This window comes from Endozoicomonas sp. 2B-B, assembly GCF_053470045.1.
Genome location: NZ_JBLZMU010000001.1, coordinates 6,302,441 through 6,318,184, shown reverse-complemented (window position 1 = coordinate 6,318,184; position 15,744 = coordinate 6,302,441). Strand labels below are relative to the sequence as shown.

The 15,744-nt window shown below is 49.9% G+C and carries 3 protein-coding genes; all 3 read left to right on the top strand.

All coding sequences use genetic code 11. The features are described 5' to 3' along the window. Positions 1-253: 253 nt before the first annotated feature. The 3 genes from ACOMHB_RS22715 to ACOMHB_RS22705 all read left to right on the top strand — a co-directional run bounded on the left by ACOMHB_RS22715 (position 254) and on the right by ACOMHB_RS22705 (position 15,742). Positions 254-7,630, top strand: coding sequence for an AAA family ATPase (locus tag ACOMHB_RS22715; protein ID WP_448218328.1), 7,377 nt, complete (start codon positions 254-256; stop codon positions 7,628-7,630). Between the two features lie 95 nt (positions 7,631-7,725). After that, positions 7,726-15,360, top strand: coding sequence for an AAA family ATPase (locus ACOMHB_RS22710; RefSeq protein WP_448218327.1), 7,635 nt, complete (start codon positions 7,726-7,728; stop codon positions 15,358-15,360). Between the two features lie 31 nt (positions 15,361-15,391). Further along, positions 15,392-15,742, top strand: coding sequence for a hypothetical protein (locus tag ACOMHB_RS22705; protein ID WP_448218326.1), 351 nt, complete (start codon positions 15,392-15,394; stop codon positions 15,740-15,742). Positions 15,743-15,744 lie beyond the last annotated feature (2 nt).

The window sequence follows — 15,744 nt, the reverse complement described above, 5'->3', positions numbered from 1 at the left end:
AATACCAATCGTATTTTCTAACTCCCGCAATGAGCATGGAGATTTGAGCCTTAAGACAAGGCGGCGTGAGGAGTCATAGCCTTAGCTATGGCGACGATCGCCAACGCAGGATTAAGGCTCAAATCTTCAGCGCAATAGGGAGTTAGAAAGTTCGATTGGTATAACTATCCTGACGGAACTTCCATCCTGTCTGAAGGTCATACCATTAAACAATGGCAATGCTGTCCTTCAAATAACAGGTAGGAGATTCACTATGGATGGTCGTATTGTTGGGCAAAAATGCAAACCTTCTGCTGATAATAGTTTATCTCCAGCCAAGAGACAGGGAGGAGAATCATCATCAAGGATTGCAGAGGTCTGCTCTGGTGTCACTCCCCAAACCAAGACATCATCAAATCCGGTGATGTTGCCTGACAGAACGAGTTCCGTATTCTCTATGGATTGCACGCTCCCAAAGGCCCCTTATTCTTTTGATTTTCGTTTTGTCGCCAGTGATGATGAGGTTCGACGGCTTTTAGTTGCCCGGACCGGCGATGAGAATAGAGATATCACCCTTATTTCCCACCCCGATGATCTTGCACAGGCTAACCTGGTGAGCCGGTTGAGCATTTCCGCCGATGGTCGCCACACTGTGAGTTCGGGCAAGCTGTTGGAAGGTTCACAGCCACTCACACTGGTGATGGATATCCGAAAACTCAACAGCGAAGAGCTGCCAAAATTTAATGATTTGCTGGACCCGGATAACCCCTGTCTGTTCGACAAAGCCAGTCAGAAGAAACGCCCTCTGGGCGAGCATGTTTCGCTATTGGTCGTGGCCGCCCCTGAACAGTTGGCATCGGTTGGTCTGCGTGAAGATGCACCCGCAGCCGACGCTCCCGGTGCTGACTTCTGGCGGCGAATTAACAGGCCGGGAAATACCTGGCAGTTCGAGGCTCAGACCGACAATGCCCCATCAATGGACGTAGACAATGTTTCTCCACTATTGGCTGAACTCCCCAGTGCCGAAAGTGCTATGGATGACGACAGTACCGTTCTAATTGACTGTCATAGGCACAACAGCTGGCGACAGTTGCTGCTGGGCGGGCCGGGAGTGGATCAACAGGGGCGAATCCGGCACGTCCCCGGCAGGCTTGAGTGTTTGAGGGCCGGACAACGGGTCATTCTGAAAGGGGCCAACTGGCAGGACCTGGCTTTTGAACAGACGATTCGACAGATACTGGCGCAGCAGTGCTTTGAGAGCAATGGCAAGATCTGTGGGTTACCCGACGATGTTCAGTTTTATCAAATGTCGGTAGACAATAATGAGCTTCACTCACTGTTTCAAACCCTGTCCTGCCCGGGTGACGCTTCAGGAAACCCGATCATCATTAACCAGAGTAACATTAGTGAATGGCTGAACCCGATTGCTATTTCCCCGCAAGGCTATGCAACCCCTAACAACTGTTTGTTGGAACAAATTCGGGCGGGTGGTGTAGTCACTGTAACCTCTGCCCTTAATGATGCACTATGGTTTCGTTTGCTGGGTTCATTGCAGACTATTCGCGAAACGAGTGACCTGGAGCCCCGACTTCAGGTGATGCACTCAAAACAACAGCCGAAAGCCCTTGGATTGCCAGAAAACGATGGGCAGCCTCTGTCCAGCCTGCTGGAGAAAACCAGAGAGCAAACTGCCTTTGATATTGTCACTTATCATCAACAGGCCCAGGCAAGCCAATGGATCAATTATCAGCAGGAAGCACCTCTGGTCATCCAGATCAATGAACAGACCAGCTTCAGCCAGCTCTTTGATAATATCCATATCACTTCGGAACAAAAGGCTCATTTTGGGCGACGTCAGAGCGGGTTGCAGAAGGCATTAATCGCTGGCACGCCGGTTTTATTGCGGGGACTGGAAACTAATCCAATGCTTCAGCAACTTCTGGAACCCCTGGCTGTAGGGCAACCTCTGTTGGTGAATGGCCAATTACAGGTCTTCCCAAAAGCCCTTGTCGAAATACTCTGGCCCAAGTCCGTGATGAGCTTCTCTTCGGTATTGGATTCGATGGTCGCCACGGCTGCCCCATGTCCTGACTTCGATATCTGGGATATCAATGCGGACAGGCATGGTATCCCCCGGACTGAATTGCCAGAACAAGCACTTTACTCAGTTTACAATGCGTTTAATACCGTACCTGCTCATCTTTGTAACCCTTTGCCTGAAATTACCGAAGACTTGTTGAATAACCTGATACTGGCTGCCCGACGGTTACAGCAGGTTGACCAGTCACCACTGCTTTTACCCGGTCACTGGCGCAAGGCTATCAATAGCGTCATTACCCATGGCACCCGGCAGCATCCGTCCGTGCGCGATTTTATGAAAGTGGCTTGTTGGCATTCACTGCCTGATGTTCATACGACGCCGGCTAAGGATCAAACCACCTCGGTAGACCCGGATCAGTTAGCTACCATCATCAACGGTGCTCTGCGATTGGATAGAAAGTTTATGAAGCAGAACTTCTGGCAACTGGCCCGAGCCTTTGATCCGGCGGCATTTAAGGGCAGTGAATTACAAGTGTGCTATGAAAGTCCATTTCCAGTAGAGGGTGAAAAAGAAGTTCTGGACAGATTCTGTGCCATGGTCCTGGCCCATGCGCCTGAAGAAAAACGCCAGACAATGGCCTATCAGCTGGCAGTCGACCCAGCAGCGGCAGAGCCCTGGCAATCGTTAACCATCAGACCTACAAGACAGATTAAACGTTTGCAAGATGCACTGGCTTCTGGCTGGCAGTTAACTTTGTCATCGGGGCAGACCCGATCCGATGGCATTCAATCTCTGGCTGGCGATTGCTTTTACATAGCCAGAACAGCCAATTCTGACGCAGCAGGCATTGAGCACATAAAAAATCGACTGTCTGAATCACTGGCATGGACGGGGTCTGTGGATAAGCCCTTATCGGCACTGGCCGAGGATCTTTATCACGGCCTGACGAACCAGAAGGATCGTGAAAGCCGACGATTATCCCGACTCCATGAACGGTTCGCGGATTCTCCCGTTATCTTCCTGCAGGGAGAAACCGGTACTGGAAAAAGTTACTTTTCCGCCAAAATGGCGAAAGCTGCAGGACAGGCTGAGGTCATTTCCCTTGGGCCATCTGACAGCGAACAAACCCTGATGAAACGCTGGCAGTGGCAAGAGCACACCGAGGGTGATCGCTCCATGACACTGCAAAACCGGGCGCTGATGCAATGGGCCAACACTCCGTCCGGGAAGGATGGACACTATGTCACTCTGGTTCTGGATGAAGCCAACCTGGCCAAAGCCGGATTGCTGGCATCATTGAACGGCTTATGGGAACCGCAACCCTGCATATACGTCAATGGTCATCCTGTCAATGTCGGCCCGAAACACCGGGTGATTCTCACCGGTAACCCGGATCATTACGCCGGGCGGCAGATGAGCCCGGCCCTGAGAGAGAAAATGCCCAGAGCTTACTACCCACGGTTAGACCAGGCATTCCTTCGGGACAGGGTGGTGGAACCCGCTCTACTCAATCAGCTACAGCGACATCTGCCGGAGCAGCAAATAAACGACATTGCACAGAGTGCTGCCAAAAGTGTGATGGCACTCTGGCAATATTATCAGGAACTCTTGCCCGGGCATGAGTTTACCCCCAGAGATTTAACGGATATCTGCAGTTGGGTGGGTTGGTATCTGGATCGAGCGTTATCCAAAGGAGACAAGGTTACCTGTGAGCAAATAAACAGTCTTATCCAACATAGTTTTCGGGATGTACTGGGGCCCGAAATCACCGAAACTCATCAGGATGCCCTGTCAGCACTGGAAATCTGGTTTGCTGCTCGTTACCAACCGGAGAACACCCTGAGCGACAGAGTTCGTAACAAGACCCTGTCAGAGATTCAGCAGACCTTCATTACAGTCACCCGAGAAATCCGACCAGACTTTGATACCTCCGGATCGGCAGTCTGTGAGCTGGTGCAACAGCTTGGACAGGATTTAAGCCGCTGTCAGCAGGCTTATCATCACGGCAGAAAACACGGCGGTCGTCAGGCAACACTGATTGAAGGCCCGGCCGGGCGGGGTAAGGATGCCACGCTGAACCTGGTGATTGAAAGTGTCAAACAGCAGGCTAAGCGACAGGAAGAGTCGATGCCGGAAGTCTTTTACCTGAATGCCTGCGATTGTTCCTGGGAAAAAGTGTGTGAAGCGATCCAGAAGGCAAAAGTCGATGGCGGCATCGTAGTGATTTCGGAAATGAATCTGATCGACAGCCAGCATCTGGAAGGTGAATTGAACGATATTCTGGCCGGTGACGCCCATCCGGGCTTCCACCTGTTTGCCACCGTCAACCCGCCTCAGTACAGCGGGCGCAAACCCTTATCACCGGCACTGAAGGGGCGTTTCAGACATCTGCCCATCCGGCAGTATAACCCGATAGAACTGCAGACCATTGCTGCAAAAGTATTGCCACAGAACCCGGAGGGGAAAATCCTGGCTAAAGAGCTGTCGCAGCAACACTGTCGATTAAGGGCTTACCTGCAACAGCAAAACTTGTCGCTGCAGCCGACCAGTCTTGATCTGCAGAATGTCGCCAGGGCGGTTGCAAGAGAGGGCGCCTTGACCGACAAGAGACTTCTTCAATGCTTCAATCAGCACTACCGGCTTTATCTGATGGCCGCCAAAATATCGCTGGCGGAACTGCCCGGGTCATCGCTCCCGAATTTAGGTGAAGGAGCGCTGGAGTCTGATCTTTGCCATTGGTTCAATGAAACGGTATCGGGCATTGATCGCCCCTGGTTGATACGACACAGTGACCGCAACAGTATTGATGAAAAAAACCATGAAATTCGTGTTAACACTTGTCTGCATCCAGAAAAAGTCAAAACGGAAATCATCAAGAGGGTGGCTCAGGCAAAATGGCAGGCGTCCGGTCTTCCCCTGAAGCCTCAACAGTCGTACGACATACTCACCCGGGCACTCTACCGACACTGGCAACAGAGCTGGTTTGGTGTTCAATTTGGCCAGACGGGCGTGGACGTTAATTGCGTCTTCTCCATGACGAAAGAAGAGCAACAAACGCTGAAAGCACCGGCTTCCCTGTCTTATGTCCGCAAGGCTGATCAGCGGATAGCGGCATGGAACGCCAATGAAGTTCAATTTTGGCCCGGGTTCTGGCATCAGATCAGTGATCTGCCGAACCAATGGGTTGACGACTCTGAAAGATACAATCCGGAAGTCGAGGAGAAAAAAGCCAAGACATTGGACCAAATGACGAATTATGAGGATCTGAAGAGAGAGCTTAACGATTATAAAATTTTTGATACGCAGGACCATTCTTGCCACATGTATCGCTGGCAGGCAATTGATAATTATGTGACGGCTAAGGGGTATGTCAAACTGATCGATCTTGATGATGAACATCTTCAGGGGTTCGAAACCCTCATACCAACATCGTTACCTGGGCGTGACCAGACAGTGACATTAGCCAGAGATCAAACGCTGGCGACCCTTGAGCTGTCATCAGAGAATGCTAATGGTGAATATCCATTGCCCAGCCTGAGGGCTAACGACTATATCGTAGCCCTCAGACTGGAACCCAATTTGGCATTTACCCTGGTCAGGGGTCGATATACCGGGCTTCACATACTGTCTATTAAAGAGCCCAGAGCCAACCAGAGTATTCAGTGTACTTATGTCGTAGAACCCAGAGAATCGAACAACAAAACAGCTGCTAAAGGAGTCCGGCCAGAACAATCAACACATTTTGATATCCACTGTTCAGAAGGTATGAAAACAGTACTGGACAGATTGTTTGAGACCATTATTGAAGACCTGCAAGACCCAACCGAAGAACAGCTGCCTTTATGGAAAATAAAAAACGCTAAAAACACGACGCAGCGCATTGAGGCGATCAGCGAATATTGCCGACAGTTTGCCGGAGATGCGCAACCAGAGAGCAATAAGAACTTCTTTGAATTTCTTGTAACACAGCGGCAAGGTAGCTGTCGTCATCGTGTGCCTGTTTTTGTTGCTTTGTGTCGTTACTTCGGAATTCCCTGTCGGCAAATTAATAGCCGGACCCACGCCTTTGCCGAGTATTCTCTGGATGAACGGCAAACCTGGAATTCAGTGGATTTGGGCGGGGCGCCCGCAAATACAACAGAGATTGAATCTGTCTTCCAGACCACCAGGAGGATCAGTGTTTCCAGCACTGAGTCAAAGAAGATTAAGGATCTTCTGAAAACAGCAAATCTGGCACAACTGCAAGCTTTGGCTAAAGCCCTTGACATAAATTTTGAGGAACTGAAAGAAGCGCTTGAGACAAACAGTGCATTGCCAGAAACCCATCTGAGTCTTCCTGAATTGGCAAGGAAGCTCTGGGAGCAAGGAGATTTAACCAGTTTTTCCCTGAGTGTCTCAATCATAGAGTCAATGGATACAAAAACATCAGGCTATCTCATGAAGCAGCTGACCGGTGTTCTTGATGGCACCAGTGAGCATACCGGTAAAAGGATGTCGGAGGTGATAGCACAAGCATTGTCCGAGAGTAATGAAGATCAGGTCATTGAACCACTCAAATCATTACACTCAAAAATGATTGTTCAGGGCAAAGCAAACCCTCGGCAGTGGTTGAGTTCAATGGTGGATCTGCTGAAAAACAGCGACCTGAGCAAGCCTTCGGTGATTCACCTCGCCCGTGAAGCTCTGAAATCGGGTTGGCTGGACCCACTGCCAACCTCTGACGGCGAAATTATAGATGCTGACGAACATCATGAACTATTGGTGAGTCTCGAAGGTATCGATGAGTTTAAGTTTAAAGCCGGACATTGCCTTAAAAAGTGGTACAAGGAATTATTGTCCGCAGAAAAAAATAGCCAGCTATGGCGGTTAACTTATGAAAGCTTCGTAAAGAGAGAAGGTACTGACTTGATCGTTGATCATTCTCATGATGGCGTTTCGTCACTCCTTGAAAATAAAATAGCCAGCCCATCTATACAGATGTCCTGGACAGACGAACCTGAGGGAGTTCCTGATATAGAACGAATGTTGCTGCAACATCCTGCGTTTGGGCAGTTAATCTCGGGCAATACTGACCACCGCAGGGTGATTATCCTGGGGGAACCTCACTGGGCAGAGACAATGATTGTTGAAAAGAGCGAAGCCCTGTTTCAACGAGTCGTTGAGAACAGCCCGGAATTGCGGCAGTTATCGGAACAAATCAAAACAAAGTCCCCTGGTGTGCCCTATGAAGACGAAAGGCTTGAGGAATTAAAATGCAGATGCTTCCCAGTAATTCAGCAGGCCTTCAGTCATTACTTTTATAAAGTGACACACTCAAAAAACGCCAGTTTGACGTATTGTTGGGTGAATGCTCACATCAGGAGGTCCCAATACAATTACAACTATGGCACCCATGATCCATCCTCACCAGAAGAGCTGGATGCCATGATGAATGAAATTGTTAGCGATTATAAGTTTGATAAATCGATTAAGGATGACTGCTTACGACAGGCACTCAACGCCGATAATGCTCTGGTGCTCAGAACCGACGATCTGACAAAAATTGCCGATGAGTTTTTGAACACCGTGAATTTGAATTCGATGTTTGACTCAGAATATTTATTCCTCTGATGACAACTGTCCTTACGGAACTTCCATCCTTTCTGAAGGTCTTACGCTTAAACATTTTCAGTACAGTCCTTCAGATAACAGGTGGGAGATTGACTATGGATGGTCGTATTGTTGGGCAAAAAAGAAAAGCTTTTCCCGCTAATAATGTCACGCCCGCCAAGAGAGCGACAGAGTATTCATCGGCAAAGATTGCAGAGGTTTGCGCAACCCCCCAACTCAATAGATCCTTACCTCCGATAATCTTGCCTGACAGGGCGAGAAGCCTGTTCTCAGCCGATTCCCCGTTCCCAATAGCTACTCATTCCTTTGATTTTCGTTTTGTCGCCAGTGATGATGAGGTTCGACAGCTTTTAGTTGCCGAAACCGGCGATAAATATCGGGATGTCACCCTTATTTCTCATCCCGATGACCTCTCAAAGGCCAACCTGATGAGCCGGTTGAGCATTTCCGGCGATGGTCGCCACACTCTGCGCTCAGGTAAGCTGTTCGAAGGTTCGCAGCCATTAACTCTGGTGATGGATATCAGAAAACTCACCAGCGCTGAACTGCCGAAATTTAACGATCTACTGGACCCGGATAATCCTTGTCTGTACGACAAAGTCAGGCACAGGAAACGTCCTCTGGGCAAGCATGTTTCTCTATTGGTGCTGGCGGCTCCTGAACAGTTGAGATCGGTTGGCAGACGTGGGGAAGCACCGGGGGCCGATGCACCGGGGGCCGATGCACTGGGGGCCGACGCACCGGGGGCCGATTTCTGGCGGCGAATTAATCGACCGGGAAATACCTGGCAGTTCGATACTCAGACCGGCAATACCCCATCAATGACCAGCTGCAAGGCTCCCCCGATATTGCCTGAATACCCCAGTGCCGAAATTGCTCTGGATAATACCGTTCTTATTGACTGCCACTTGCACAATAACTGGCGACAGTTGCTTCTAGGCGGCCCCGGAGTGGATCAACAGGGGCGAATCCGGCACATTCCTGGCAGGCTTGAATCATTGAGGACCGGACAAACGGTGATTCTGAAAGGTGCCAACTGGCAGGATCTGACCTTTGAACAAACGATTCGACAGATACTGGCGCAACAGCGCTTTGAGAGCAATGGCAAGGTTTGTCAGTTACCCGACAATGTTCAGTTTTATCAAATGCCGGTAGGGAATGACGAACTTCATTCACTGTTCCAAAGCCTGTCCCGCTCTCGCGACAAAGAAGGTGACAAAGAAGCTGACAAAGGGCCTGATAAAAAGCACGCACCACCAGGCCCGATCATTATTAACCAGGTTAATATCAGAGAATGGCTGAGCCCGATTGCCATTGCCCAGGGAGGCTATGCAGCCCCTAATACCTGTCTGTTGGAGCAAATTCAGGCGGGTGCTGCAGTGACCATAACGTCTCCCCTCACTGAGGCTCTCTGGTTTCGTTTGCTGGGTTCACTGCAGACTATTCGCGACACAACCGGCCTGACGCCCCGACTTCAGGTGGCTCATCCGGGACAGCAACCAGAAGCCCTGGGATTGGCAGAAAACCATGAACAACCTCTGTTCAATATCAGAGATCAGTCTGCTTTTAATGCAGTCACTTATCAGCAACAGGCCCAGGTAAGTCACTGGATCAATCATTACCCGCAAGCCCCACTGGTTATTCAGGTGAATGAACAGACCAGCTTCAGCCAGCTTTTTGATAATATCCGTATCACCTCGGAACAAAAGGCACATTTTGGACGACATCAGAGTGGCTTGCAGCAGACATTAACCGCTGGCAAGCCGGTGGTATTGCGCGGGCTGGAGACAAACCCAACACTTCAGCAACTTCTGGAACCCCTGGCGGTTGGGCAACCTCTGTTGGTCAATGGCCAATTACAGGCCTACCCGCAGGCTAATGTCACCCTACTCTGGCCTGAGTCTGTGCAGAGCCCCTCTTCAATATTTAATTCGATGGTCGCCACGGCTAACCCCTGTCCTGAGGTCGATCTCTGGGATATCAATGCCCTCAGGCATGGTATCTCCCGCACTGAACTGCCGGAACAGGCACTGCACTCACTTTACGAAGCGTTTGAAACCGTACCTGCCCACCTGTGTAACCCTCTGCCAGAAATGACCGAAGGCCTGTTGAATAACCTGATACTGGCTGCCCGACGAGCACAGCAGGTTGACCAGTCTCCTCAGCTCCTGACCCGCCATTGGCGCAAGGCCATCAACAGCGTCATCACCCATGGTGCCCGGCAGAATCCGTCAGTGCGGGATTTTATGAAAGTGGCTTGCTGGCACTTGTTACCGGACAAGACGACGGATGCCCATAAAAAGCCGGATGAGAATCAAGCCGCCTCGGTAGACGCGGATCTGTTAGCGACCATCATCAGTAGCACCCCGCGACTGAATAGAAAGTTTGTCAGGCAGAACCTGTGGCAGCTGGCCCGGGCCTTTGACCCGGCAGTCTTTAAAGATGCCAAATTACAACTGTCCTACGAAAGTCCATTTCCAGTACAGGGTGAAAAAGAAGTTATGGACAGGCTCTGTGCCATAATCCTGGCCCACGCACCGGAAAAACAACGAAATGCTGTAGCCTATCAGCTGGCAGTCGATCCGGCGGCAACAAAGCCCTGGCAATCCTTGGCCACCAGACCAACCAGACAGATTAAACGTTTGCAAGATGCACTGGCTTCTGGCTGGCAGTTACTTCTGCCACCGGGGCAGACCCGATACGACGCCATCCACACTCTGGCCAGCGATTGTGTTCACATGGCCAGAACAGCGAATTCTGAGGCAGAACCCGTTGAACGCATAGAAAATCGGCTGTCTGAATCACTGAAATGGTGGGGTTCTGCCGATGTGTCCCTGTCCGCACTGGCCCGGGATCTTTATCACGGCAAGATGAGTCAGGAGGATCGTGAAAACCGTCGATTATCCCGACTCCATGACCGGCTTAAAGACTCTCCCGTTATATTCCTCGAGGGGGAAACCGGCACCGGGAAAAGCTACTTTTCCGCCAAAATGGCGAGGGCTTCAGGACAGGCTGCGGTGATTTCCCTTGGACCTTCTGACAGCGAACAAACCCTGATGAAACGCTGGCAGTGGCAACAACACGCCGACGGCGACCGCTCTATGGCGCAACAAAACCGGGCATTGATGGAATGGGCCAATACCGGAACTCACAAAGACGAAGGCTGTGTTGAAGGAAGCTATATCACCCTGGTGCTGGATGAGGCTAACCTGGCCCGGGCCGGATTGCTGGCGTCATTGAACGGCTTGTGGGAAGCGCAACCCTGCATTTATGTGAATGGTCATCCTGTCAGGGTCAGCGAAAAACACCGGGTGATTCTCACCGGCAACCCGGATCATTATGCCGGACGCCAGCTGGACCCGGCCCTCAGGGAAAAACTGCCCAGGGCTTACTACCCACGCCTGGATCAGGCTTTCCTTCAGGATAGAGTGGTGGAACCGGCTCTGGTCAATCAGTTGCAACGGCATCTGCCAGAGCAGCAAATAAACGACATTGTACGCAATACTGTCGGAACTGTGATGGTGCTCTGGCAACATTATCAGGAGCTGTTGCCTGAGCATGAGTTTACCCCCAGGGATTTAACGGATATCTGCAGTTGGGTGGGCTGGTATCTGGATCGTGCGCTGCCCGCAGATGACCCCGTTACCTCCGGACAAATCAACAGTTTGATCCAACAGGGCTTTCTGGATGTACTGGGTCCCGAAATTACCGGGACTCATCAGGATGCCCAGCTGGCACTGGAAATCTGGTTTGCTACCCGTTACGAACCGGAGAACAGCCTGAGTGACAAAGTTCATAATCACACCCTGTCAGATATTCAGCAGGCCTTCAAAACATTCAGCCAAGAGATCCGACCTGAGTTTGATACCTCCGGATCGGCAGTCATTGAACTGGTACAACGGCTTGGACAGGATTTAAGCCGCTGTCAGCAGGCTTATCATCTCAACATAAAACACGACGGAAGACAGGCGACACTGATTGAAGGACCGGTCGGACGGGGTAAAGATGTCACACTGAACCTGGTGATCGAAAGTTTCAGACAGCAGGCTGAACGACGGGGAGAATCCATGCCGGAGGTCTTTCCCCTGAATGCCTGTGATTGTTCCTGGGACAAGGTGTGTGAAGCGATCCAGACGGCAAAAGTCCATGGCGGCATAGTGGTTATTTCGGAAATGAATCTGATCGGCAGCCAGCATCTGGAAGGTGAGTTAAACGATATTCTGGCCGGTGACGCTCATCCGGGTTTCCACCTGTTCGCCACCATCAACCCTCCTGAGTACAGTGGGCGAAAACCTTTATCACCGGCCCTGAAAGGGCGTTTTCGACATTTGCCCATCCGGCAGTATAACCGGGCCGAATTGCAGACCATCGCTGAGAAAGTGTTGCCACAGACCCCAAAAGGGAAAATGGTGGCTGAATGGCTGACTCAGCAACATTGTCGATTGAGGACTTACCTGCAACGCAATAACTTGCCGTTACAGCCCACCAGCCTTGATTTACAGAATGTCGCCAGGGCTGTTATCAGAAGGGGCGACTTTAGCGAAAAAGGACTTTATCAATGCCTCGATCAGCACTACCGACTTTATCTGATGGCCGCTGACCTGTCAGTGGAGAAACTGCCTGAGTCATTGGCTCTTGCCATGGGTAAAAGTGAGCCTGATTTCAGACTTTGCCAATGGTTCAACCAAATGGTATCGGGCCTTGACCGTCCGTGGTTAATACGACGCAGTGATCTCAACAGTATTGATGAAAAACGCCATGAAATTCGTTTCAAGGCTCGTCTGACTGAAAAGGCAGCCAGAACGGCAATCATCAGGATGATGGCTCAGGCAAAGTGGCTGGCATCTGGTCTTTCCCTGAAGCCCGATCCGTCGGACGATATTTTCACCGGAGCACTGTACCGATACTGGCAGCACCGCTGGTTTAATCATGAGTTTGGTCGGACAGGTGTAGACGCTGATAGTGTATTTCCCCTGACCGAAGAGGAAAAACAAACGTTGAAATTACCGGCATCCCAGCCTTATCTGCGAGAGGCCGATCAGCGGATAGTCCCATTGAACGCCCACGAAGTTCAGTTATGTCCCGGGTTTTGGCATCAGATAAGGGATCTGCCAAACCATTGGGTGGAGAGGTCTATGAGCGAAGCGTTCGAAACCGGCGATGATAAGGCTCCTGAACAATACGATCCGGAAGTCCAACAGAAACAGACTCCGACATTGGACCAGGACACGAACTATGAAAATCAGGAGAAGCCACCCGTTAACGTCCATAAAATTTTTAATACGCAGACCCCTTCTTTCCATATGTATCGCTGGTGGGCAAAGGAGATTTACGTGACTGCTGAAGGTGATGTCAAACGGATTGTCATTAATGACAAACCCACTCTTGGGATTGAAACCCTCATACCTGCCCGGTTACCAGGGCATGATCAGGAAGTGACATTAGCCGAAGATCAGACGCTGGCGACCCTAAAGAGATCATCCTGCAACGGTCAATTTGACTTGCCCAGCCTGACGCCTGACGACTATATCGTGGCTTTGCGTATCGAACCCGATTTGCCATTTACCCTGGTCAGGGATCGATATACCGGGCTTCACTCACTGACTATTCCAGAGGCCAGCGCCTGGCAGAGTATTCAATTTTCTTACGTCGTAGAACCCAGAAAAACGAGCACTAAAGGAACCCGGCCTGAACGGTCAATAGATTCCGACAGCCAGTGTTCAGAGGCTATGAAAAATGTACTGGATGAGCTGTTTACGACCACTGACCAATACCCAGCCGAAGTAGAGGCGCTTTTACAGACAATGAAAAGCACTGAGGACACGAGACAACGCATTAAGGCGATCACTGACTATTGCCAGCAGTTTTCTGGTAAGGCCCGACCCGAGAGTAGTGACAATTTCTTTCAATTCCTCGTCACACAGCGGCAAGGTAGCTGTCGTCATCGTGTGCCTGTTTTTATCGCTTTTTGTCGTTATTTCGGGATTCCATGTCGGCAAATAAGCAACCTTGTCCACAGCTTTGCTGAGTATTCTGTGGATAGAGGCCAAACCTGGGAGCCAGTGGATTTGGGCGGTGAGCCTGTGCAGACAACAGAAATCACACCTGACTTCCAGCCCACCCGGAAGAGCGGTAGTTCCGGCACTGCATCAAAGAAAATTAAGGATCTCCTGAAAGGAACTGATTCAGCACAACAGCAAGCTCTGGCCAAAGCCTGCGGTATCAGTTTTGAGGAACTGAACAAAGCCCTTGAGAGAAACAATGCATTACCAGACACAAATCCAGGTACTTTCGAAATGGTTAAGAATCTCTGGAAAGAAAAAGATTTAGCCGGTTTTTCCATGGGTGTCTCAATGTTGGAGACAAAAACATTGGGCCATCTGGAAAAGCAATTGATCGGTGATGTGCATGACCCCGATGGGTATACCTGGAAACCGATGTCGGAGGCAGTCAAACCAATCTTGTCCGGCAGTGATGCAAATCAGGTCATTGAACCACTCAAATCATTGCACACAAAAATGATTATTCAGTGCGGAGCAGACCCCTGCCAGTGGCTGAGTTCAATGGTGGATATACTCAAATACAGTGACTTGGACAACCCTGCGGTTATTCACTTTGCCTGGGAAGCACTGCAATCGGGTTGGCTGGATCCATTGTCTGTCTACGAACACCATATTGTGGGAGCCCATGAACATCATGATCTATTGGCGTGTCTGGAAGGCATTGATGAACTCAAGGTTAATGCCGCCCACTGCCTGAAAAAGTGGTACAGGGAATTGTTGTCCAGGGAAAAAAATATTCAGGTATGGCGTCTGGGTTATAAAGACTTCCGGAGTGAAGAGGGTAATGTCCCGTTCATCACTCATTGTCATGGCGGATTTTCACCATTCCTTGAAGATAAAATGGCCAGTCCATCTTTACAAAACACCTGGACGGACGAACCTGAGGGCATCCCGAATATAGAACGAATGCTGGAGCAGCTCCCCGCATTTGTGAAGTTAATCCCGGGCAAGGCGAACTGTCGTCCGGTGATTATTATGGGAAGACCTTCCTTCCGCAGCGAAGTGATGGATAAAAAGATCGAAACCCTGTTAACCAGGAACAACCCCGACTTGAAGCAGTTATTGGAAAAGATCAATCAATATGAGGCAAAGGAAAAACAACTCCAGCATGAGCTGGATGCATTGGATAGTTCTTATCCTGATAATGAAATGGAATTTGACTGCATGGAGAAAAAAAAACGTGCCATCAAACGCAAATACGAACCCACTCTGAAGTCCCTTGAAGTGTCATGGGAGGACAGAAAGCTTTTGCATGATTTAAAATACAAATGTACGCAAACAATTGAGCAGGCTTTGATTCATTACCTGTATGAAGTGACACACACAAAAGGCAGTTGCCTGACGTATTGTTGGGCCAATGCTTACATCGGGGACTCCAGGGACCCCGACTACTATGGCGCTCATGACCCGGCTTCAGCAGAAGAGCTGTTTTTCATGATGTGTAATATTGATAGTTCTTTATCGTTTCAGAAATCTATCAAGGATACCTATCTAAAGCAGGCACTCAACGCCAATAACGCTCTGGTGCTCAAATCCGATAAGCTGTTAAAAATTGCCGAAGAGTTTTTGAATCGCATCAATTTGAACTCGATTTATGAATCGTTGGATATGTGTCAGGTGTCTCTTTGCAATACCTTGGCGGCCCCCTCTCAATGTCTGCTACGCTGACTGCTCCTACAACAAATGATAACGGTGCAGTATGTCACTGGAACATCGTGTAGAGAAACTTGAATCCCATTTTGAATCGCGGGATAACGCTGTACACCGGTTCATCGAGATTACTGGGGAAACACAGAAGATTGTGCTCGAAAACCAGCGAGAGAACCGGCTCATGTTTGAGCGGCAAGACTGTAAAATTGAGGCTTACCAGTCTGAGAACCGCAAAGGTTTTGACCAGCACGACAAACGTTTTGACAAAATAGAAGAAACTCTCGCCATCATCGTAAACCACCTTCAGAAACAGCCTTGCCACCAAACAACTCGCTTGTCGGGGACTGGCTTTGCCAGCCCGTCAGCTCTGGTGTTAGCGGCTACCCAAGATTTTAACTGAGG